The organism is Bacillus sp. WP8 (genome assembly GCF_000800825.1).
Taxonomy (GTDB): Bacteria; Bacillota; Bacilli; order Bacillales; family Bacillaceae; genus Bacillus; species Bacillus safensis.
This window is the reverse complement of sequence record NZ_CP010075.1, coordinates 1,461,446-1,482,431: the sequence shown is the minus strand read 5'-3', so window position 1 is coordinate 1,482,431 and position 20,986 is coordinate 1,461,446. Positions and strand designations below refer to the sequence as shown.

General features: G+C 40.9%; 19 protein-coding genes. All 19 read right to left on the bottom strand.

Annotated elements, in window-relative coordinates; all coding sequences use genetic code 11:
- Window positions 1-48 precede the first annotated feature (48 nt).
- Complete coding sequence (locus QR42_RS07330; RefSeq protein ID WP_039178373.1) at window positions 49-825, bottom strand: ABC transporter ATP-binding protein; 777 nt, start codon at window positions 823-825, stop codon at window positions 49-51.
- Between the two features lie 128 nt (window positions 826-953).
- Window positions 954-1,310 (bottom strand): PTS glucitol/sorbitol transporter subunit IIA, encoded by a 357-nt coding sequence (locus tag QR42_RS07325; RefSeq protein WP_007499733.1) that lies wholly within the window; start codon window positions 1,308-1,310, stop codon window positions 954-956.
- Window positions 1,311-1,336: 26 nt separating this feature from the next.
- Entirely contained in the window at window positions 1,337-2,347 is a 1,011-nt protein-coding gene (gene srlE / locus QR42_RS07320) for a PTS glucitol/sorbitol transporter subunit IIB (protein WP_024426936.1), read from the bottom strand.
- Window positions 2,348-2,360: 13 nt separating this feature from the next.
- Window positions 2,361-2,891: a PTS glucitol/sorbitol transporter subunit IIC gene (gene srlA, locus QR42_RS07315; RefSeq protein WP_003210918.1), complete on the bottom strand. Its 531-nt coding sequence runs from the start codon at window positions 2,889-2,891 to the stop codon at window positions 2,361-2,363.
- 18 nt (window positions 2,892-2,909) lie between these two features.
- Entirely contained in the window at window positions 2,910-3,341 is a 432-nt protein-coding gene (locus QR42_RS07310) for a transcriptional regulator GutM (protein WP_039178369.1), read from the bottom strand.
- Window positions 3,342-3,353: 12 nt separating this feature from the next.
- A complete protein-coding gene (locus QR42_RS07305) occupies window positions 3,354-4,598 on the bottom strand; it encodes an NAD(P)H-dependent oxidoreductase (protein WP_039178366.1) in 1,245 nt (414 codons plus the stop codon).
- Between the two features lie 244 nt (window positions 4,599-4,842).
- Window positions 4,843-5,781: a sugar-binding transcriptional regulator gene (locus QR42_RS07300; RefSeq protein WP_039178363.1), complete on the bottom strand. Its 939-nt coding sequence runs from the start codon at window positions 5,779-5,781 to the stop codon at window positions 4,843-4,845.
- A 151-nt stretch (window positions 5,782-5,932) separates the two neighbouring features.
- Complete coding sequence (sigG, locus tag QR42_RS07295; RefSeq protein ID WP_024424250.1) at window positions 5,933-6,712, bottom strand: RNA polymerase sporulation sigma factor SigG; 780 nt, start codon at window positions 6,710-6,712, stop codon at window positions 5,933-5,935.
- A gap of 143 nt (window positions 6,713-6,855) precedes the next feature.
- Window positions 6,856-7,575: an RNA polymerase sporulation sigma factor SigE gene (gene sigE, locus QR42_RS07290; RefSeq protein WP_007499746.1), complete on the bottom strand. Its 720-nt coding sequence runs from the start codon at window positions 7,573-7,575 to the stop codon at window positions 6,856-6,858.
- A gap of 58 nt (window positions 7,576-7,633) precedes the next feature.
- A complete protein-coding gene (spoIIGA, locus tag QR42_RS07285) occupies window positions 7,634-8,563 on the bottom strand; it encodes a sigma-E processing peptidase SpoIIGA (protein WP_039178359.1) in 930 nt (309 codons plus the stop codon).
- Between the two features lie 250 nt (window positions 8,564-8,813).
- Window positions 8,814-13,130: a S8 family peptidase gene (locus QR42_RS07280; protein ID WP_039178357.1), complete on the bottom strand. Its 4,317-nt coding sequence runs from the start codon at window positions 13,128-13,130 to the stop codon at window positions 8,814-8,816.
- Window positions 13,131-13,433: 303 nt separating this feature from the next.
- The gene (ftsZ, locus tag QR42_RS07275; RefSeq protein ID WP_003211613.1) at window positions 13,434-14,579 is read right to left on the bottom strand and encodes a cell division protein FtsZ; all 1,146 of its coding nucleotides are present in this window, start codon (window positions 14,577-14,579) and stop codon (window positions 13,434-13,436) included.
- 33 nt (window positions 14,580-14,612) lie between these two features.
- Window positions 14,613-15,935 (bottom strand): cell division protein FtsA, encoded by a 1,323-nt coding sequence (ftsA, locus tag QR42_RS07270; RefSeq protein ID WP_039178353.1) that lies wholly within the window; start codon window positions 15,933-15,935, stop codon window positions 14,613-14,615.
- Window positions 15,936-16,094: 159 nt separating this feature from the next.
- Window positions 16,095-16,463 (bottom strand): small basic family protein, encoded by a 369-nt coding sequence (locus QR42_RS07265; RefSeq protein WP_003210988.1) that lies wholly within the window; start codon window positions 16,461-16,463, stop codon window positions 16,095-16,097.
- A complete protein-coding gene (locus tag QR42_RS07260) occupies window positions 16,463-17,188 on the bottom strand; it encodes a DUF881 domain-containing protein (RefSeq protein WP_039178351.1) in 726 nt (241 codons plus the stop codon). The genes QR42_RS07265 and QR42_RS07260 overlap by 1 nt, the downstream gene beginning before the upstream one ends.
- 20 nt (window positions 17,189-17,208) lie before the next feature.
- Entirely contained in the window at window positions 17,209-17,898 is a 690-nt protein-coding gene (locus tag QR42_RS07255; protein ID WP_039178348.1) for a DUF881 domain-containing protein, read from the bottom strand.
- Window positions 17,895-18,674, bottom strand: coding sequence for a cell division protein FtsQ/DivIB (locus tag QR42_RS07250; RefSeq protein ID WP_039178345.1), 780 nt, complete (start codon window positions 18,672-18,674; stop codon window positions 17,895-17,897). The genes QR42_RS07255 and QR42_RS07250 overlap by 4 nt, the downstream gene beginning before the upstream one ends.
- Window positions 18,675-18,801: 127 nt before the next feature.
- Complete coding sequence (gene murB, locus QR42_RS07245) at window positions 18,802-19,713, bottom strand: UDP-N-acetylmuramate dehydrogenase (RefSeq protein ID WP_039178343.1); 912 nt, start codon at window positions 19,711-19,713, stop codon at window positions 18,802-18,804.
- Between the two features lie 31 nt (window positions 19,714-19,744).
- Window positions 19,745-20,839, bottom strand: a complete 1,095-nt coding sequence (murG, locus tag QR42_RS07240) for an undecaprenyldiphospho-muramoylpentapeptide beta-N-acetylglucosaminyltransferase (protein WP_039178340.1) — start codon at window positions 20,837-20,839, stop codon at window positions 19,745-19,747.
- Window positions 20,840-20,986 lie beyond the last annotated feature (147 nt).

Here is a 20,986-nt window from a genome sequence, read left to right as displayed (position 1 = left end):
AATATGTATGATGGAAAAGCAGGGACGCAGACCAATAGTTTCTTTTATCTACAATTTACTTAAATGCGGACGGCCATTTCTCCACATGACATCTACCGGACATTCAAAAAAAGAAGAAAGCAGGCCGCTTGTCATCATCTCTTTTGTTTCTCCTTGATCAAAAACAGATCCATTTTTTAATAATAAGGTATGCTGAAAAACAGGCAGAATCTCCTCTGCATGATGGGTCGTATAGAGCAAAGTAGGCGCATCAGGCTTTGCTGCAATCAATGAGATGGTCTCCAGCACTTGCTCTCTTGCTAGAAAATCAAGACCCGTCACAGGTTCATCTAAAATCAAGAGCTGCGGATCATTCATTAAAGCTCTCGCAATCAAGACTTTTTGCTTCTCTCCCTGTGAGAGTGTTTCATAAGTTCTGTTGGCATATTTGAATGAACCAAATGCTTTTAATAGATCAATGGCTTTCTCTCTCATTTCATCTGTCGGGGTTTCATAAAGCCCGATAGAAGCAAATGCGCCGCTCAGCACAATTTCAAAAGCATTGTCGTCTCTGTGCAATTTCTTTTCAAGTCCTGCTGAGATGAGTCCAATTTTCCTCCTGAGCTTTTCACCAAGAGCCTCCTTGCCAAAGACATGTCCCAGCACTGTCATCTCGCCTGACGTGGGGAAATAATAAGAGCAGAGCATATTTAATAATGCGGTTTTCCCCGCACCATTTAAACCGTAAAGTACCCAGTGTTCCTGCTTGTTCACCTGCCAGTCAATAGACTCAAGCAGCCATTTCCCATTTCGTTTTAATGAAACATTCTTCAATTCAAGTGACACGATAACTTCCTCCTGAGTAAAAATTCTGAATATACAAATAATGAATGTTTACAGCATATCGCAAATGCTCTTTCTGGTAAACCTCATGTAAAAAAGCTGCTCCTTTTTAGGAACAGCTTTTTTTATGGTTACGAAATTTCAATTCGTACGCCTTCTTTTATATCAGGAAACGTGTGCGGGGATGCAAATACAGCTCCTGGTAATACATCATCAAACGGCTCTTGGAAGTAGATCGAAATATGGCCGAGCTCTTTAAAGTTGTCATTTGCTTTATTGCCGAGGGCTGTGATCGTGTACGTTTGATCGCCCACTTGAATGGTTCCGCCCAGCTTCAGCGGCTCTTCTTCTAGATGTTCGAACTCATGAATGACAGACATATCTCTTAATTCCTGCGGCGCTGCGGGTCCAAATAATACAATCAGCTTATCTTCTTTAAATTGCGGGACTAAGATCCCAATTTCTTTTACGACAGATTGTGTTACCATGTATCTCGATTCCTCCTTTAATACGTTTAATACATACCGAAGCTAGCAACGTATGCGATCACAACAGATAGAACCCCTGTAATGAGACGGCTATACAAAACAGCTGGTACCCCATATTGTACCGTTTCCGGCTTCGCTTCACCAAGTGACAGCCCCACTGGAATAAAATCACACCCTACTTGACCGTTGATGGCAAATAGTGCAGGAAGTGCAAATTGAGGCGGAATGTTTCCTAGTGCGATTTGACTACCAATCAGAACACCGATAACTTGGGCAATGACTGCTCCAGGTCCTAAGACTGGTGATAGGAACGGCAATGTACAGACCACTACGAGCAGTAAGAGCCCCCAAAGAGATCCTGCCAAAGGTGATAGAAAATGGGCAATCAGGTCACCAATTTTTGTATAATTGATAATTCCAATTAACATACTGACAAATGCCATGAATGGAATAATGTTTTTCAAAAGCATATCAACCGAATCACGGCCAGCCTGGTAGAACGTACCGGTGACTTTCCCAATTCCACGCGAGAATCTCATCAGAAAATTGCCTTTTTCCTGCCGCTCGATATTTTCCTCTTTCAGCTTTGCATACGTCTCTTTGAAATTCTCTTTGTCAATCGACTCACTGTTTTCCTGACCTTCTGCTTTTGCCTCACCATCAGATGCTTCTGCATAGGAAATATCTTTTTCTGTTACGCCTGATACGAAGATATCTTCTGTAATATGTTTAGCAAGCGGTCCAGAAGGAGAGGATGCCAAAACGTCTACAGTAGGAATGCGTTTCATTGGATAAAGTCCGATTCGCGCTGTTCCCCCGCAGTCAATGACAACACACATCATTTCATCTTCTGGTATGGAGTTTTTAAAGCCGTCACATGCTTCTGTCCCTGTCATTTCTGCAATTTTACGTGCAACCGGGTGAATGCCTCCCCCTGTAATGGAAACAACTTTTCTTCTTTTACCAGTTGGTTCAAGCTCTAAGCCTTCTCCCCATCCGCCAGCACCTTTTGCAACAAATACTTTGTGGTTTGTCATGTCTAACCCTCCCCTATTGTGAATTCGCTTTCATTTTTCCTGCTAAATATTTTGTAATCCATTCAGTAATGATTCCGCGTAGTAAAATGACGACGATCCCGACTAAGAAGTAACGAACAGCAAGCTCTGACATTGAATATCCAGCTTCTTTAATCCCGTTCGCAATTCCTAAGTAGACAAATAGTTCTCCTGCGTTGGCATACGGGAAAAGTGATGTCACCGGATGAACAAATGAAACAGCTGAATCATAGAATGCTGGTTTTTGTTTTTCAGGTAAGAAGCGGCCAAACGTATAAGCCATTGGGTTTGTCAAAATAAGAACGGATAAGATCGGCATTAACGTGTAGCGCAAAATGGTATACTTCGCTGCAAACTGAATGGCTCTATTCACTCGCTCTTCTCCAATAAATTTCATGACAGCATAAGTGAAAGTAAGTAACACAACAAGCGTTGGAACGATACCTGTAACAAGACCCATGAATTGCTTTCCGCCGGCTTCAAACATTCCGATAAAGTGCTCTCCAAACCATTGAATCCATTCCATGTTTCATCTCCCCTTTCTTTAGTTCACATTTGTTATATTTTTTTTCGAAATCGAGACAAGTGCCTGCTCAGCCGCCATGGATAGTGCTTGCATGACAGCTGGCGTCTTTTTACGTTTTTTCAATGTTTTCTTCATCATGTGGTGCTCGTCCAGCACAGCCCCTACATGCTTTCCTTCATATGAAGGAACTTCTTTAAATTTAGATAAGATCGACACGCCGCCAAGCACATGACATTTTTGAATGATATACGATTCATCCACAATGATGAGCGCAATGGCCCCAGGGCCAACTTTGCGCCGTTCCATTCCTGAAAATAAGTGATATCCCTGTTTCCCTCTGTAGTCATCAATTAGTGAGTCCATGCTTTTGCGGTAATACTTGATCTGAATAAAAGATAATCCATACTGCACGATGAGAATGATACAAAGTACGATTGCTAATTTTTCCATAGCTTCACGTCCTTATGATTGAAATAAGTGATCTTGTAATGAACGCAGCTTCCAAACGGTTGTGTTTGAATCAAGCTCTACATCATCATGAGTGAGGAACTGTCCTAATTTGATGTCTTTTTTCGCTACGACTTTTCCGCTGATTAAGCCAATCGGAATATGACCGTTCGATTTCATGTCTTGATGCGTTTCAAGTACACCTCTTACGGAGTATCCGCCAATTCCGTCAAGTGATTCTCCTGCTTGAATATCTCTTTTCGCTACAGCAACTGTTTCTGACACTGGTACACCAATCGGGTGGATCGATGAGTCATGCTGTAAGACCGCTTTTGCGATGGTAACAGGTGTTTCAAGACTTGCTAAGTGGAAAGGACGGTAAAGTGTGTAGTGAGGACCTTTTCCAACTTTTAAGTAACGAAGCTCTTCATCTACTGGCTCAAGATCACTCTTGACGATAACGAATACGCCTGGTGCTAGCCCATTTACATATTCAACGACTCCGAAGTTATCGAGCACGCCGCCTTGTTGTTTTTGATTCAATTTATCTGCTACATTCTCTAAATTTGCTTCGACTCCGTGCATACCGACTTTATCTGGCAAAAGCCCTGTCGCGTTACTTAATAAGTTCATTTCTGCCATTGTTTTTGTTCCGTCTTGGAAGGCAGCGAGCATATGTGCACTCATATGTTTACTATCTGCTTCTGCTTTACACGTATCTGGATTTGCTTCTGGGAAGAATGGGTTGTTCTTGCCTTTCCCAGCAACGAGCACCTCAAGTCCCATTGTTTTCGCAAATTCATATAATTCTAGTGTTGCTGCCGGTTCGTCACCAGCTGATCCAGAGTAAACAAGTCCTGCATTTGTGAATAATTTATGCATCACCAAACCGATGGTAATATCAACTTCTACATTTAAAAGAACGAGATGTTTTTTTGAATTAAGCGCTTCCAAAGAAATGTTTGCTCCGACTTCTGGAACACCTGTTGCATCTACAACTACTTCCACAAAATCTGATTGAATCACTTCTCTATAATCATTTGTGACGACCATTTGATGCGGCTTCGCATGCTGCTTGTAAAAATTCGCTGCCTTCTCTGCTGCACTAAGGTGAATATCACAAACACCTGCTACAATCATGCCTGGAATTTTAGAAATTTGTGAAATGAGTCCAAAGCCCATTTGGCCTGCCCCAATAATTCCTACTTTGATTGGATCTCCACTGCGTTCTCGAGCTAACAATTGTTGATAGATTGACATCTAAATCATCCTTTCAGGTTTTCTTGCTTCTCGGGTAGATTGCTAGAAAAATAATCTGAAACTTTTAACAAATGTTATAAAAATTAACAAAAATCTGTTTCTTGTAACATTTGTTATTTTATTTATCATTTGTTATGAACTTAGTTTATATGATGTGTCAACTTTGTGTCAAGCTAAAATCGATAAAATTTTCAATCTTTTTGAGTCTAAAGACTCAAAAAAACTACCTAATATGATTAGGTAGTTACTTTAACAAGGCATCTCCTGTTCGTTCATCCGTAATTAATACATGAATTAATCCACCTTCTAATGCTGCCCGGATCGCTTCAATTTTCTCTTCGCCTCCAGCGACACCAATGACTAGCGGGATTTCCTTCAGCTTTTGCGGGCTTATGCCCATTACCCGGTCGTTCCACGGGTGGGGATACACTTCCCCTTGATGATCAATAAAGTTATAGCAAATGTCACCCGCCACATCCTTCGCTTGAAGAATATCCTCCTCACCGCTTGTCATATAAGATTTCACCATCGTTGAATGCTGCGGAACCCCGCCAATTCCGACAACCGCAATATTTGATGATTCTCCTAGTTTAATCACTTTTTTGATTGATGGCTGCCGGATTAGTACGTCCTTCGCTTCTTTCGTATCAAGCATAACAGGCACATGTAAAAACTCACATTTAGATTTGAGTGCTTCTGTGCACCTTGCAATAATATAGTTGGCGTGGATATCAACATCTTCGTTTCCCACACCCCCGACAAGCGGAACAAATGTCACGGATGGAAAGTGCTGAACTGACGTAAGCGCTTTCGCCATTTCATGCAAAGTGGTTCCTGAGGAAAAACCGATAACTTGTCCATCCTTTATTACTTTTAACAAAAAGCCTGCCGCTGCAGCGCCGATTCGGCTTTTGGTTGTTTCTTGGCTGAGCGTTTCCACACAGACGACTTCTCGCAGCCCATATTTCCGCTCTATTTTTCTTTCTAATGATCCATATTGTTGATTCACTTCATCATGAATAATGATTTCCACGATTCCTGCTTCACGTGCTTTTGCCAAATATTTCGATATGAGCGAACGGCTAACCCCAACAGCTTCTGCTATTTTAGATTGAGTGGCGCCTTCTTCATAATACATATGCGCAACCTTTATGAGCAGCCTTCTTTCATCATGGAATGTCATAATAACCCTTCTTTCCGCTTAAGTGTTCCCTAACAAATGATATCTAAAATAACATTTGTTAAAAACAGATTAAATGAAAAAAATAACAGAGTCAATACTAGAGACGTGCTCTCTCACAAGAATGAAAAAAGCCGCACATGAAGCGGCGGCTTTAAAAGATATTTTTATTCATTTGTTTGATGGCTGCTTTTTCAAGTCTTGAGACTTGTGCTTGAGAAATCCCGATCTCTTCAGCGACTTCCATTTGCGTTTTTCCCTGGAAGAAACGTTTGCGGAGAATCATTTTTTCTCGATCATTCAATCGGCGCATTCCCTCTTTTAAGGCTAATTCCTCTACCCATTGTGTGTCTTTGTTCCGATCATCACTAATTTGATCCATCACATAAATCGGATCTCCTCCGTCATTATAAATCGGTTCAAACAAAGAAACAGGATCTTGAATCGCATCTAGGGCAAAGACAATTTCCTCATGAGGCACTTCCAGCACTTTGGCAATGTCTTCTGCCGTTGGCTCCTTGCTTGTCTCACTAATCAGCCTCTCACGGACCTGAAGCGCTTTATAGGCAATATCTCTTAGTGAACGAGACACCCGAATCGGGTTGTTATCACGCAAGTATCGACGGATTTCTCCTATGATCATAGGGACCGCATAAGTTGAAAATCTGACATTGTGGCTTAAATCAAAATTATCAATTGATTTCATTAATCCGATACAGCCTACTTGGAAGAGATCATCCACATACTCGCCTCTGTTGTTAAAACGCTGAATCACACTTAAAACCAACCGCAAATTGCCATTGACTAGCTTTTCTCTTGCTGTATCGTCACCTTCATCTTGCAGCTGTCTGAACAATTTTCTCATCTCTTCGTTTTTCAGAACAGGCAGTTTGGAGGTGTCGACTCCGCAGATTTCCACTTTATTTCTGGACACTTTTTTCCCTCCCTACAGGAGCTGTTGTACAAAGTTCAGTATCTCCTTGGGATGGAAAAATATGCACGAGTGATGATGAGAATCATGAGAAAAGAAGTTGATTCCTTTGACAGCAAAGGGACAGAGCTTTCAAAAAAATTTTTTTAGACCATTTTGTTAAATTCTTTTTGTAATCGTTTAATAATTCTTTTTTCAAGCCTCGAAATATACGATTGAGAAATTCCTAGCATGTCAGCGACATCTTTTTGGGTTTTTTCTTCGCCGCCGACCAAACCGAACCTGAGCTCCATGATCTGCTTTTCGCGGTCATTTAATTGCTCCAGCGCTTTTTTCAAAAGTTTTTTATCTACATTTGCTTCAATATCCCGCGTGATAATATCATCATCTGTTCCAAGGACGTCTGATAAAAGCAGTTCATTTCCGTCCCAATCAATATTGAGCGGCTCATCAAACGACACTTCTGAACGAATTTTATTATTCCGGCGCAAATACATCAAAATCTCATTTTCAATACATCTCGAAGCATATGTCGCGAGCTTGATCTTTTTTTCTGGGTTAAATGTATTGACCGCCTTAATCAGGCCAATGGTTCCAATACTAATTAAATCCTCAATATTAATCCCTGTGTTTTCAAATTTTCTTGCGATGTAGACCACCAACCGCAAATTTCTTTCGATCAGGATGGCTCTTGCTGTTTGATCACCTTTTGGTAATTTGACAAGCAGTTCCTGCTCTTCATCCTTTGATAATGGCGGCGGCAGCGCCTCACTACCACCAATATAATAAATCTCATCACTCTTAAGACCTAGCTTCATGAGGAGTTTATACCAGTAGTAAGTGAGTTTAAATTTTAATTTTTTCATCTTCTTCTCCCTTCTAAATGTCAAGTTGACCTCGTAAGATAAAAGACATCACCAAAACTTAAGACACCCCTTGGATGATTTTTCCGTCTAACATATCTGGATGAATGATGGATTGAAATTCCTGATCTGCTGATAAACCGCTTAGACTCATGCCTACAAAACACTTGGCTGGCTGGATCATATGTGTTTTTGAATAAATGATGACCGTATCTGGTTTTAAGCATAGAAGAAACCCGTGATCATGACCGACCGCTCGATATGGAACAAGTCTTAAACGATCAAGAAGCGGAAATCGATCATCTAGCTTTTGCATCACTTCAACAGGATGAGACTGCTTCATAAGCTCTATAAAAGGCTCTCCGCAAATGGACATGAGCTGATCGGCCTGAACAATCATCACAGGTGTTTTCGTCATAGGATCATACAGCTGATTGCCAGAATCGACGAGTCCCTTTAGCCGGATGGTCTCTCCGTGAATGTGTATCTCCACAAGTACTTGTTCATCAAACTGTCTTTTTTTCGCACCGACCTCTCCTAATCTTTTCTTTGAAAAGAGCCAAATCGCAGGAAAGCCAGTTAAAACGAAAAGCCAGCTAATGGGATCACCAAATCCATCATTTTGTGAAATCAGCAGCCCGTTTTGAATAACAGTATTGGTTTGTAAAAACGAATGAACCCCGATCATGCCTCCTCCCATCAAAAATGTGACAAAGTAAAAAGCAAACAGGTTTTGAAAAAAGGAACGAAATCTTTGAAATCCAAAAGTTGCAAGCACGATCAAGACAGAAAAAAGCAGTTTGCCTAGAGGGTGTGACACAAACATTGCAAATGGTGTAAAGAGCAAGAGAACAATGCTCGATCCAATCAGAGCTCCTAACATATATCGCCTTTTTTTTACTTGTCGTTTGAGAATAAATGCAGTGAGTAAGAGAAGCAATAGATCAAAACAAAAGTTTAACAGCCAAATCACATCTAAATAAATGACCACCTTCTGCTCCTTTCATCTGAAACAAAGAATCAAAAGCAGTACTTGCACTTGTTTGTACCAGTATAAAACAGCCATGAGATGGAAGTCTGTCAATTCTTGTTGGGGATGATAGAGAACTTTTGGTGGATTGTTATTGTTTTTGTCGAGGAATGAGAGCGTAAAGCAAGGGAGTGTGCTCCTGGACAAGCCTTCAAACAATTGTTCGAAATGAAAAAGACACGCTCCTAGGAGTCGTGCCTTTTTTCAAGGATTATTTTTCATTGATATTTAATGTGCCTGGAGCCTTTTGTCGTGTGACATTTCCATAATCATCCCGCACAATCACTTCAATGACTGCACCTTTTGCTTTGGCAGTAGAGGTAGCTGTCCAGTAGCCTTCATATGTTCCGTTAGCTACCTCGCGAAGCGGCAGCTCTGTTGTATTTTGCAGCTTTGATCTAGCATTTGTCAGCGGCATATGAATGACAAACGTTGCGTCTAACTTTTCTCTGCTGTGAAATGAAATTTTAACAGACTCACCTGATGATAGATTGACATTCTCTGCTGGTGTCAGCTTTGAAATCTCAGGTGCTTCGTATTGAACATCGATATCGACTTTTTTAGTCGTTTTGTTTCCTGCTGCATCTTTCGCTGTTACTTTGATCGTATTTTTCCCGTTTTCAAGCAGTATTCTTGCAGTATATTTCCCATCTTTTATTGCTGCCTTTTTTCCATCCACAGTGACTTGATCAAGATGATCATCCGTTACCTTTCCTTCTACAGTGAGAGATTCTTTGTTAGACTTTTCCCCTTTTTTCGGTGTATCTATCGTTAACGCTGGGGCTGTTTGATCAATGATCACCTTTACTGATTTGGATTTTTTCGTTGCGCCTTTATCCGTAACAGTAGCAGCCGTGAATACATGCTCTCCGCTTGACACTGTGACCTTCTCTTTGAAAACACCTGACTGGTCTGCTTTTACTTTGGCAATCTCTTCATCATTTTGATAGATCGCTACATCAAGCCCTGGAGAGGCTTTTCCTTCAATCTCCAGTTCATCTTTGTTCGTGACCGTTCCTGCTTTTGGAGACGTTATTTCTGGTACATCTGCTTCATATTGGACAAGCGCACGAATCATATAATTTCCCTCTTCTTTTGGAGAAGGAGAAAAGGCACCGCTTGTCAGCTGCCAACTTCTTTCAGCATTTGGTCCATCTTCATCTGTTGCAAGGCCTGGAGATTCCGTATTCTTTTTCGTTTGAATATAGACAAGGTAGAAATCTCCCTCCACCGTAATGGCTTGATCTTCTAAATCTACTTTTGTCCATTCACCATTGCGCAGCGCATTCGCTTTGAAAGGTCCAGCGACTTTCTCACCTGGAGCGCCGTCCTTCCCGGACGCATCATACACTTCAACCGCAAATTCATTCCCGCCAGGGGCTGGCCACTCTGTTGTCCAGAAACGGAAAAGCCCACCTGTGACTTGCGCTTGTTTCTTCCCCTTTTCTAATGAAAATTTCACCGCCCAGCCATTGCCAGGATCATAGAACGCCCGCGCATTTTCAGCTGTTCCGTCATCGTAGCCAATTTCGCCAGCAAAACCGATGAATGGTTCAAGCTTAATTGCTTTTTCAAGCGGCTTTTCTGTCACATCCGCTGTAAACGAATATCCTTTAAACCCTTTCGCAAATACTTTGACTGTATACACACCGCTCAATGCCTCTAGAGAAAACTCGCCAGATTCATCTGTTTTGACCGGCTCAATTTTCGCATCTTCTACAAGATAAACCGTGGCATCCTTGACTTTTTCACCCGTTGTTTCGTTTACAATTGTGCCGGAGATCGTTCGTTTCTCAAGTGGCTGCAAAGAGAAATTCGCCTCTGCCGTGTCATTTGAGGAAATATTGACTTTTTGGGTGCGTGATTCAAATCCATATGCTTCAGCTTTCACTGTAAACTCCCCTGCACCATGAGAAAGCTGATATCTCCCTGTCGCTTCATCTGTGTACGTGGACTTGCCGCTTTCAAGAACACTGATTTCTGCCTTCATCGGAAGAGCTTTGATAGACGGAGCATCTAAGCTTTTTTCCTTTTTCATCTGGACATGTTTTTCTTTTATTTTAGCAGGCTTTGCCCTTTTCGGATCAACGGGTTTCTTCTGCTCCTGTGCTGGCTTTTCTTTTTTGATGATGCCAAGTTGTTTCTTTGCCTTTTGAGGCAAGGCTTCATCTGTTATTTTCACATCATCTAAATAAAAACCGTCTTTTGTCACACTGCCATCCGTTCTAAGCTGAAAAATAACCCTCACATTTTGACCTTTGTAGGCCGATAAATCAACTTCTCCTTTTGTCCATGCACTTGTTTTACCTGTATAGGCTGCCACCTGGACAGCATCTTCCCCCTCAGGCTGCACATGAATATGCACATAGTCATAATTTGCTTCAAGGTCATGCCAGTATTGATATTGTAAAAAGGAGGAGCCTGACTCAGGTACAGCAATCATCGGCATGGATAAATGAGCATCTGTTTGATTTTCATAAGGACTGTCTAGGTTCGTGGCGTAGACATGATCTCCAGTAAAGGCTTGTTTCGGACCTGTGGTCGGCTTTCCCCACTGCCAAGGATCTTTTGTTCCACCACTGAACCATCCACTAGGCCACGCTTCAAAATCTTGCGAGTAGCCAGTCGTGATGGATGTTTTAATCGGAAGCGTATACGGTTCTGATGCGGCTTCATTTTCTCCAAAATCTTTCACAATCCATCGGTACGTGACGTTTTCTCCCTCAAGTTCTGGCAGCTGGACAACATATGTCCCCTTTAAATGATTTCCATCCGTACGTTTTGCTTGCAGCGTCTCCCTTTTCCCTTGATCCACTTGATAGCTCAAGGAGACATTTGTCACAGCTACTTCATCTTCGGCTGTGATGCTTAGAGGAGTTGGCGTAGAGGCAAAAATTTCATTCGGTCCTTTATGAGAAAAAACAGGTGGTTCTGTATCTTCTCCTTCTTTTGTTACCTGTCCTTCAATCTTGCCAATTCCATCTGTTAATGCTGTGATCGCCTCTCTTGCATCAACTAATCCTGCCCCATAGCCATTGTTAGGGGATTCCGGGAATTGCTGATCTGTCAGCGGCTTTGCAGTATCAATGAGAATTTCTTCGATCTCTTCCACAGACAGATCTGACTGTACTTGGCGAAGAAGAGCCACAACAGCTGAAACATGCGGACCTGCCATCGAGGTTCCATTCCAGCCATCCTCATACCCTTTTCCAGGTATAGAAGAACGAATGTTTACCCCTGGGGCCGCAATATCTGGTTTCATGACGCCATATGGAGAGGGACCTTGCAAAGAGAAAGAACCCAATTTGTTGTTTTGATCTGTTGCACCCGTCGCAAAGGCTTCTGGATAGTTCGCAGGATTTGCAATAGATCCCTCACCGCCAGGGTTAAATAAATCCGTATTACCAGCTGAAAACTCTGGGAAGATGTCTGCCGCTCTCCAAGCATTGACCACATCTTTATACCAATCATCAAGACCAGGCCCGCCGCCCCAAGAATTATTCACTACGTCAGGTGCCTTTTCCGGATGAGGGTTCCCATTTTCATCTTTTGGGGCTAAAATCCATTCACCTGCGTCAAGCAGATCAGCATCTGATCCACCATCTTCTGAGAAAGCTTTCACCGCAATCCATTTTGCACCTGGTGCGACGCCAATTTGATTCTCTCCATTTGGCTCAGAGCCAACCATCGTTCCCGTCACATGTGTACCATGCTCTAAATCATCGTATGGCGTTTCAGAACCTGTCGTTGCATCGTACCAATTGAATTCATGTGAAGGTTCATTCGGACGTGCAGGATCAAATCCGCGGTACTTTTCTTTTAATGCAGGATGATCCCATTCCACACCTGTATCAATACTTGCCACAACGGTACCAGTACCGTCATAGCCTAAAGCCCATGCTTCTGGGGCATGAACTTGAGAAATATTCCACTCGATTCCATCTGCTGCTTTGATTTGTTTGTTCGGCTTTGAAGTCTTCAAATCAACAGGACGATGAATTTGACGGATTTCATTTGGCAGTACTTGATCTACTTCTGGGAAGGAAGCAACCTTTTCCATGACTTCTTTCGTTCCCGTCACAGCGAGACCATTCACAATATAGTACGAATGAATATCCTTCACTTGCTTTTTCTTTTGTGCCTTTTGTAAATAAGCAAGCAGCGCTTCCTGCGTCTCTTCAGATGTTGCTCTTAGTTCTGATACAACAGCTGATCTTTTTGTGTACTGCGTTTTAGCAGCTGTTAACTTCTGTTTTTTGGCTTTTGACACAGCATCCTTCGCCACTTTTTTGACATTTGTTTGTTCCTTCATTTTGACTAAAAAGGTCACCTTGTCTTCTTGTTGAAACTGTTTCATTAATCTAGATGAGATCTTTGCTTTTGTTTTCTTGGAGGAAACAGCTTCCTCTTGATATGAGGTAGAAGTCGATTTTGCTTGAACCATCCCAAAGCTTGTCATCGTTAAAGTACCAATCACCAAAAGACTCATCAAACGATAGCCGGCGGTTTTGCGAAACTTCACTTTCAATCAAATCCCTCCTCCTCAAATGGTCAAACAGAGTGCGGGTCTCACTCCTCCCTTTCCTTTGTTCATGACAAGATTCATGGTGTTCTATTTAATGTAGTCAAATAAAGATCATCATTTTGTCGCTTTTTGTAATAGGATTTAAAAATGATTCTTTTTACTTAATCACCCTAAGCCAAAATACATATTTTGAATGAAGTGACCCAGACAGATTTAAGACTTTTTGATTAGTAGTCATACGGGTTTCTTTATATATGAGACATGAAAAAAATCCCCTTCCAATGGAAGGGGATGAGTGATACTCGACTAGCGTTTATTACGATTGCGCAAGAACGTTGGGATATCCAGCGTATCATCGCTAGATTGTGTATTTTGTCTCGGCTGAGATGATGGCTGCTGATGCTCCTCACGTTTCACTTCACGCTTTTGAGGAATGGATTGATTTTGCTTTAATCCTTGTCCTAATGGATTTCTTTGTGATTTTGTCACTTCTGGCTCTTGCTCAATAAAGCCAGTCGCGATCACGGTTACCACAATTTCATCCTTCAAGTTATCATTAATGACAGAACCGAAAATCATGTTTACATCTTCATCAGATGCAGAAGCCACAATGTCCGCTGCTTCTTGTACCTCATAAAGACTTAGGTTCGTACCACCAGTAATATTCATGATGACACCTTGTGCACCATCGATTGCCGTTTCCAGAAGTGGTGAAGAAATAGCTTTCTTCGCAGCTTCAGCAGCACGATTTTCACCAGTTGCGACACCAATACCCATAAGAGCAGAACCTTTATTAGACATGATCGTTTTCACGTCAGCAAAGTCAAGGTTGATTAAACCTGGTGTAGCAATAAGATCTGAGATCCCTTGAACACCTTGTCGTAGTACGTTATCTGCTGCACGGAATGCTTCAAGCATTGGCGTGTTTTTATCAACAATTTCAAGCAAGCGATCGTTTGGAATCACAATTAATGTGTCAACTGCTTCTTTCATAGAAGCAATTCCTTCTACTGCTTGAAGCTGACGTTTTCTTCCTTCAAATGTGAAAGGACGAGTCACGACTCCAACTGTCAATGCACCAGAATCTTTTGCGATTTTTGCAATGACAGGTGCAGCACCCGTACCAGTTCCACCGCCCATACCAGCAGTTACAAAGACCATGTCAGCGCCTTTTAATACTTCTTCAATCTGTTCTTTGCTTTCTTCAGCAGCTTTTTTACCGACTTCAGGATTCGCACCTGCTCCAAGCCCTCTTGTCAGCTTAGCACCGATTTGCATTTTCGTTTCTGCTTTTGATAGATTTAACGCCTGTGCATCTGTATTAACTGCAATGAAATCGACACCTTGTACGTCATTTTCAATCATTCGGTTGACAGCGTTATTTCCGCCTCCACCTACTCCGATTACTTTAATTGATGCTAGGCCGTCTATATTTGTTTCAAACTCCAACATGCTGAATCCTCCTAATCCGTCGAAAATCTAATTCTATTCCCAGAACATATTAAATAGTTTTTTCATTTTGCCCGGTTTTTTATTTGTCTCTTCTTGTGCTTTTTGTTTTACTTTCGGTCTTGGCTGCGCTTCTTTCACTTGTGGTGCAGAAGAAACCGGCTCCATGGATGCGCCTACTTCATGAAACGCCTCATCCGGCATTTGGAATCCAACCTGTCTGCCCTGAATCTTTGCATTGCGATAAGCAAAGTGGATCAGACCCACTCCTGTCATATACTGAGGTTCTCTCACCCCAATATAATTCGGACTTGCAATTCTAACATTGTTTTGCAAGACCGTTTGTGCAAGAGAAAGGATACCTGGTATAGCTGCCTGTCCACCTGTTAGAACGAATCCGCCAGGCAAATCATGGACACCCATATTTCTTAATTCCTCTGCCACAAAGAGCAAGATTTCTTCCAGCCGAGCTTCGATGATATTAGCCGCTTCAAGCTGTGTATACGTCTGTTTCTGATCGGTACCGATGACAGAAACTTCAAATGTTTCATCAGACGATGCCTCATCATAAAACGCATGTCCAAATTGTTTTTTGATTCGTTCAGCTTCTTCAGTAGAAGTTCTAAGTCCTATAGACAAATCTTTTGTAATGTTCTCTCCGCCCAAAGGGATACTGTGAGTAGAATAGAGATGCCCGTTTTCAAATACGGAAATCGTTGTAGATCCGCCGCCAATATCAACGAGAGCTACCCCTAGATTTTTTTCATCTTTCGATAATGCTGCTGAGCCCGATGCGAGCGGCTGCAAGCAAATATCCATAATTTCAATTCCAGCTCTCTCTACACATCGGAGCCAGTTATGTAGAATCGTTTTAGAACCTGTAATTAACGATCCATCCACCTCTAGCCGAACACCAAGCATTTTTTTCGGATCAGTGATCTCATCTCTTCCGTCGACGATAAATTGCCTCGGGATGACGTCTACGACGAGATGTTCTTGAGGAATAGATACTACCTGTGCAGCATCTAAGACACGTCTCACATCTTCAGCATGTATTTCTTTGTTTTCACTAGATACTGCGACCACGCCGCTCGTATTCTGAATATGAATGTGGTTTCCGTTAATTCCGACAATCGCCTTTTGTAAAGGAAAACCTACCATTCTTTCAGCCTGTTCAAATGCTTGTCTAATAGAATGAACTGTCTCATCTATATCAACAATCGATCCTTTTTTTAACCCTTCTGAAGGGACATTTCCAACACCTATAATGTTAAGCGAATCATCCGCCATTTCTCCGACGATGACTTTAATATTGGATGTACCGATGTCAAGGCTGACGTAAATTTCATTGTTGTTCATTCTATGGCACCTCCTCACATATCAATACTTTCTATTCTATTATTTGCTGAACAACAATACAATGAATGTGTTTTTACAAGTGTGTAACAAAACTTAAAAAATCAACATTTTTTATTAGGATTACTGAAAATATTCGTTACATCATATGTATATCCTTTTTTATGACTCACTTTTTTTCTTTTTTTCTCTAGAAATTGTCCATTTAGTTAGTAGAATTCTTCGAATAACTGCTATATTTTGAAACAATCTAACGCCGAAAGCAAACATTCCGACTAAATACAAGTCTACACCAAGATGGACGCCCAGAAAAGCTAAACTTATTGCAAGTATAATATTAAAAAAGAAGCCTGATACAAACACTAGTTCATCGTATGCCCCTTGCAGATGTGCCCTGATTCCACCAATCAATGTATCAAGTGCAGCAAGTACAGCGAGGGAAAGATAATTAGAATACTCATTCGGTATCGTAAAATTTGTTAAGAAACCGATCGCAACTCCTATGATTAAGCCAAGTACAGGAAGCCACATTAAGATTTTCCCTCCTTTACATCGTCAAGAGGCTTCAACTCGTTTACCTGAATTGCACCGTCATATGCTTTTAGTTGAATTTGTTGCTTTGGCTGGCTAATACTCAAGCCGAAATTTTCCTGAGCAAACAAATCACCAATATCTGATACATTTAAACGGCTGTATAATTTGTCGGCCTGGTCGCTGATCATCTTGATGGTCACTTCATCACCATCTAAGCTATAGCCATCCATTTTCGTCGTGCCATTAATATCTCGAATCACACTAGTATTAATCACACGGTGGTCATTAATGGAAATATGCTTTGCCCCATACATATTGGCTTCGTTGATTAGCTTTTTCAGAAGATCAGGCGGGATATTTTTCACTTCTTCTCCAGTCAGATCCTTTGAGAAGAGCTGAGAGATATCAACTTCAATTCCCTCTCCTGTCACTTCTGTAAAACCAGCCTTTTCTTTTAAATCTTTTAATGTTTTTGTTAGTTGAGCTTCTTTTGATTGATCACCTTGATGACCATACTTTTTCAGCATTTCATCATATTTATCAATTTCTTTCAGTAAATCCAATTCTTTACTTTTAGATGCAGATAAATCCTCTCTTAGCTCCCACACATCGCGAGTATCACGAACTTTGGGCTTTTGCAATGAGTTAAATTGGATGGAGACCATGATGCCGAATATCACCATTAAGACTGTCAAACTAAGTAAAGGCTTCTTTTTCCTCAACACCACTCACCTTTTCACTTTTAATCTTTGTGTTTTAAAAGAGGATTCATACGAATATCCTTTTTTTCAATCGTCATCGAAATATGATCACTTGTCAGCTGATCGACCACTCCTCCTGCAATATTTAATGCAGGTATTAACACAGCCGGATCACCGATAGCAGAAATGACAAACGGCGCTGGATGCTGTACACCGTCAACTGTGACAACTGGGCCGTTACAATGTATGTATGATTGGTGTGTAATTCTCTGTCCATTAATAGATACGGCAGAGGCTCCTGATATAAATAGTTCGTTTATCACATGAAAAATGTGGCTCTCATGAACAATGTAATTATTGACATTTTGTCCACTCGGGATATAAGATGCATCTTCAAGGGATACTTTTACCCCTTTTCCTTTTACGCCGATCTCTCCTGTAAACATCCTGTATTTCTCAACATCTTCCAATACATTAAAATACTGCTCTTTTTCATTTTTCAAATTGGACTCAGTGGCTTGAACCTGTGATTGAAGGCTGTATAATTCTTTTTCAAGTTTCTGATTCGCCTTTTCTTGCTTTGTCAGCTGACTTTTCAAGGAGTATTCTTTTTTCCATTGCTCTGTGCGAATGACCTCTGCCTGATGCTGCTTAGTATATTGGTATGAAAAAGAAATCAGAAAACCAAGAACAAGCATTACAATTGAGAATATAACTGTTTTGCCTCTCAACGTTCATCTTCCTTTTTCTTAGATTTAAACGCTTCAAAATACGTCGCGACTTCCATATGGATTGTGCCTTTTTCAGAAGGTGAAAGTTCTTTTACAATGGCAGGATAGGTTTCCATTTTATCAGCGAATGTTTTAATTGATGCAATCACAGTGTTCCCATCATTCATATAAAATTTAACGAGCCATTGGTTTGAGCTTGTCGGCACATAATATATTTCCGAGATGAGTTCCTGAATAGAGGCTGGCAGCTGATTTAAAGATCTTACAGTTTGCTTCAGCTTCTCTTTATTGTCCCAATCCACAAAAATAGGTCCTGCATGACTTGGTGTGACTTCTTCTGGTAATGCTGTCCCATTTTCAAGAAGCTCATAGTATAGATTTCCCTTTTGAAGATACGCAATATTGGCATATTCTTTGACAGCAATACTGACCTTATTTGGAAAATGTTTTTTGATACTGACACTTTTAATCAGTTTGTTTTGTTTAATATGATCTGCTGTTAAATCTTTATTTAAATTCCAAAACTCTGTTTCGCCTTCTTTGATTTGAGAAAGTTTCACAAGCTGTTTTGTAGGGACATGCTCGTTACCCGTAATAGTTAAAGAAGAAATTTTACTGATTGGTGTCTGCAAATAAATAATGATTAAAACCATGATAAAAAACAGTAGAATAAAAGAGATTAGTCTCCGGTTCGCTTTCTGCTTCCTTTGTTCTTTAATTTTAGGAATTCGTTCTTCTATATTGACGATCTTTTCATTTTCATGATCAGGTCGCATGTATATTCTTCACCCCATTCAAAGCTGCTTGTCCACACCTTTGGGTCATCATTTTGATGAGAAAACAAACGGCATTCTTTCATGCCGTTTGTTTTCCTGTGATGCCATCATTCATAAAAACTAGCTTTTAATTTGCTTCACCGATAATTTCTACTTCTGTAAGCATATCTACATTGTAGTCATCTTTAATTTTCTTTTGGATGTACTGAATTAAGTCCAGCACGTCTTGAGCAGTAGCACCACCAGCGTTCACAATAAAGTTGCCATGCATATCAGAGATTCTTGCTCCGCCAATTTGGTACCCTTTTAAATTCGCTTTTTCTACAAGCTGTCCTGCATATTCAGGCAGCGGATTTCGAAAAATACTTCCGGCACATGGTCGATTATAAGGCTGTGTTTCCTTACGATAGTCTTTATTTTGCTGCATTTTCTTTGTGATTTTCTCGCGATCATCCTGTTTGAGCTTAAACACGGCCTCGAGAACAATGCCTGGTCGTTCCTTTTGAAGGACAGATGTTCTATAGCTAAAGTTCATCTGCTCATTTGTTAGCCACTCGATGCTTCCATCTTCAAATAAGATTCTCGCTTTCACAAGGATCTTACTAATATCAGATCCGTGCGCACCTGCGTTCATATAAACAGCACCGCCAATAGATCCCGGGATACCAGCTGCAAACTCCAGCCCTGAAAGACCCTGCTTACTAAGAGACGTTGCAAGCCTTACAACAGAATAGCCGCCGCCAACTGTAATTTCTTCATCATTTACAGTTAAATGATCAAGTCCAGCGCCTAACTTCAGGACAACGCCACGTATTCCTTTATCAAGTACGAGTAAATTCGACCCTCTCCCAATAACCGTCCAGTCCGCGTGGTGTTTTTTTATCTGATCCATGATCGTTTTAACTGCATCGATATCTTTAGGAACGATCAATAGATCTGCCGGCCCGCCTATTTTCATTGTCGTATGATTTGCAAGCGGCTCATTTTCAAGCACTTTACCGACTTGCGCTTCTAATAATTCATTCTTCAAGTTCTCCATATTACCCTCCGCCTTACCTAATATCATTCCATCATGTAGTCGTAATTTCTTTTAATACATTATATAAACGTCCAGCCGCATCTGGTACTCCCAGTTCTTTTGTTAAGCGGCTCATTTCGTTTAATTTTTCTTCATTACCAGCAATTTCATCAATGGCATGAAGGAGGCTCTCTCCAGAAAGCTCTGATTCTCTTAAAACGATTGCAGCGTCATGCTTTTCTAATGATCTTGCATTAATTTCCTGGTGATTTGCTGTCACGTATGGGCTTGGAATAAAAATAGTTGGGATTCCAAGGGCTGTCACTTCAGCGATCGTTGTGGCACCTGCTCTTGCAACAATCACATCAATTGATTTCAAGTACTCCGGCATTTGGTGCAAGAAAGGCTTTGTGATCATATTAGGTGCTGCATCTTTTTCCTTTAGTTCGTTCAGCACTTTTTCATAATGAACCTCACCTGTGATATATAAAAGCTGATAGTTCTTAGCCTTTAATTCATTTTGCATGTCAATGACTGCTCTATTAATCGGTGCAGCCCCCCGGCTCCCGCCAAAAATAAGAACTGTTTTTTTCTTTTCATCCAGCCCAAACTCTTTAAGAGATTTCCCCTCTTTTATAGAGACGACTTCAGAGGCTCTAGGGTTTCCCGTAAATACAACCTTTTCAGAAGGAAAATGTGCCTTTGCTTCTTCAAAACAGATGGCTACCTTATCAACATATCTCGCCAGAAACTTATTTGTGATTCCAGGCAGACTGTTCTGTTCGTGAATAATAGTCGGGATTTTCAGCTTAGAAGCTGCATAAACAACAGGGCCGCACACATAACCACCTGTTCCAATGACCGCATCTGGCTTGAATTCTTTTAAGTAAGATTTACTTTTTTGAACGCCCTTTAGAAATCTCATCACCGTTTTTACGTTATCAAAGGAAAGCTTTCTTTTAAAACCTGAAATTTCTATGGACTTGAAAGGGATATTTTCTCTTTCTACAATTTTCTTTTCAAGTCCATTTTCAGTACCAATATATAAAAATTCTACATTAGGATGCAGTCTTTTCACTTCTTTAATAAAAGCTAAGGCCGGATAAATATGTCCGCCTGTTCCGCCTCCACTGATTACTATACGCATTATACCATTTCCCCTCAATTTTTTTCTGCTCTGAACAAAGTATAAACCCTGTTTTAAACAACAGGGCTCCGTTAAAACCTGTAAAGAAGAGTCAAAAAAACATGTTTTCAATACGAAAGCTGTCTTTTTCACTCTTCAAATCATTTT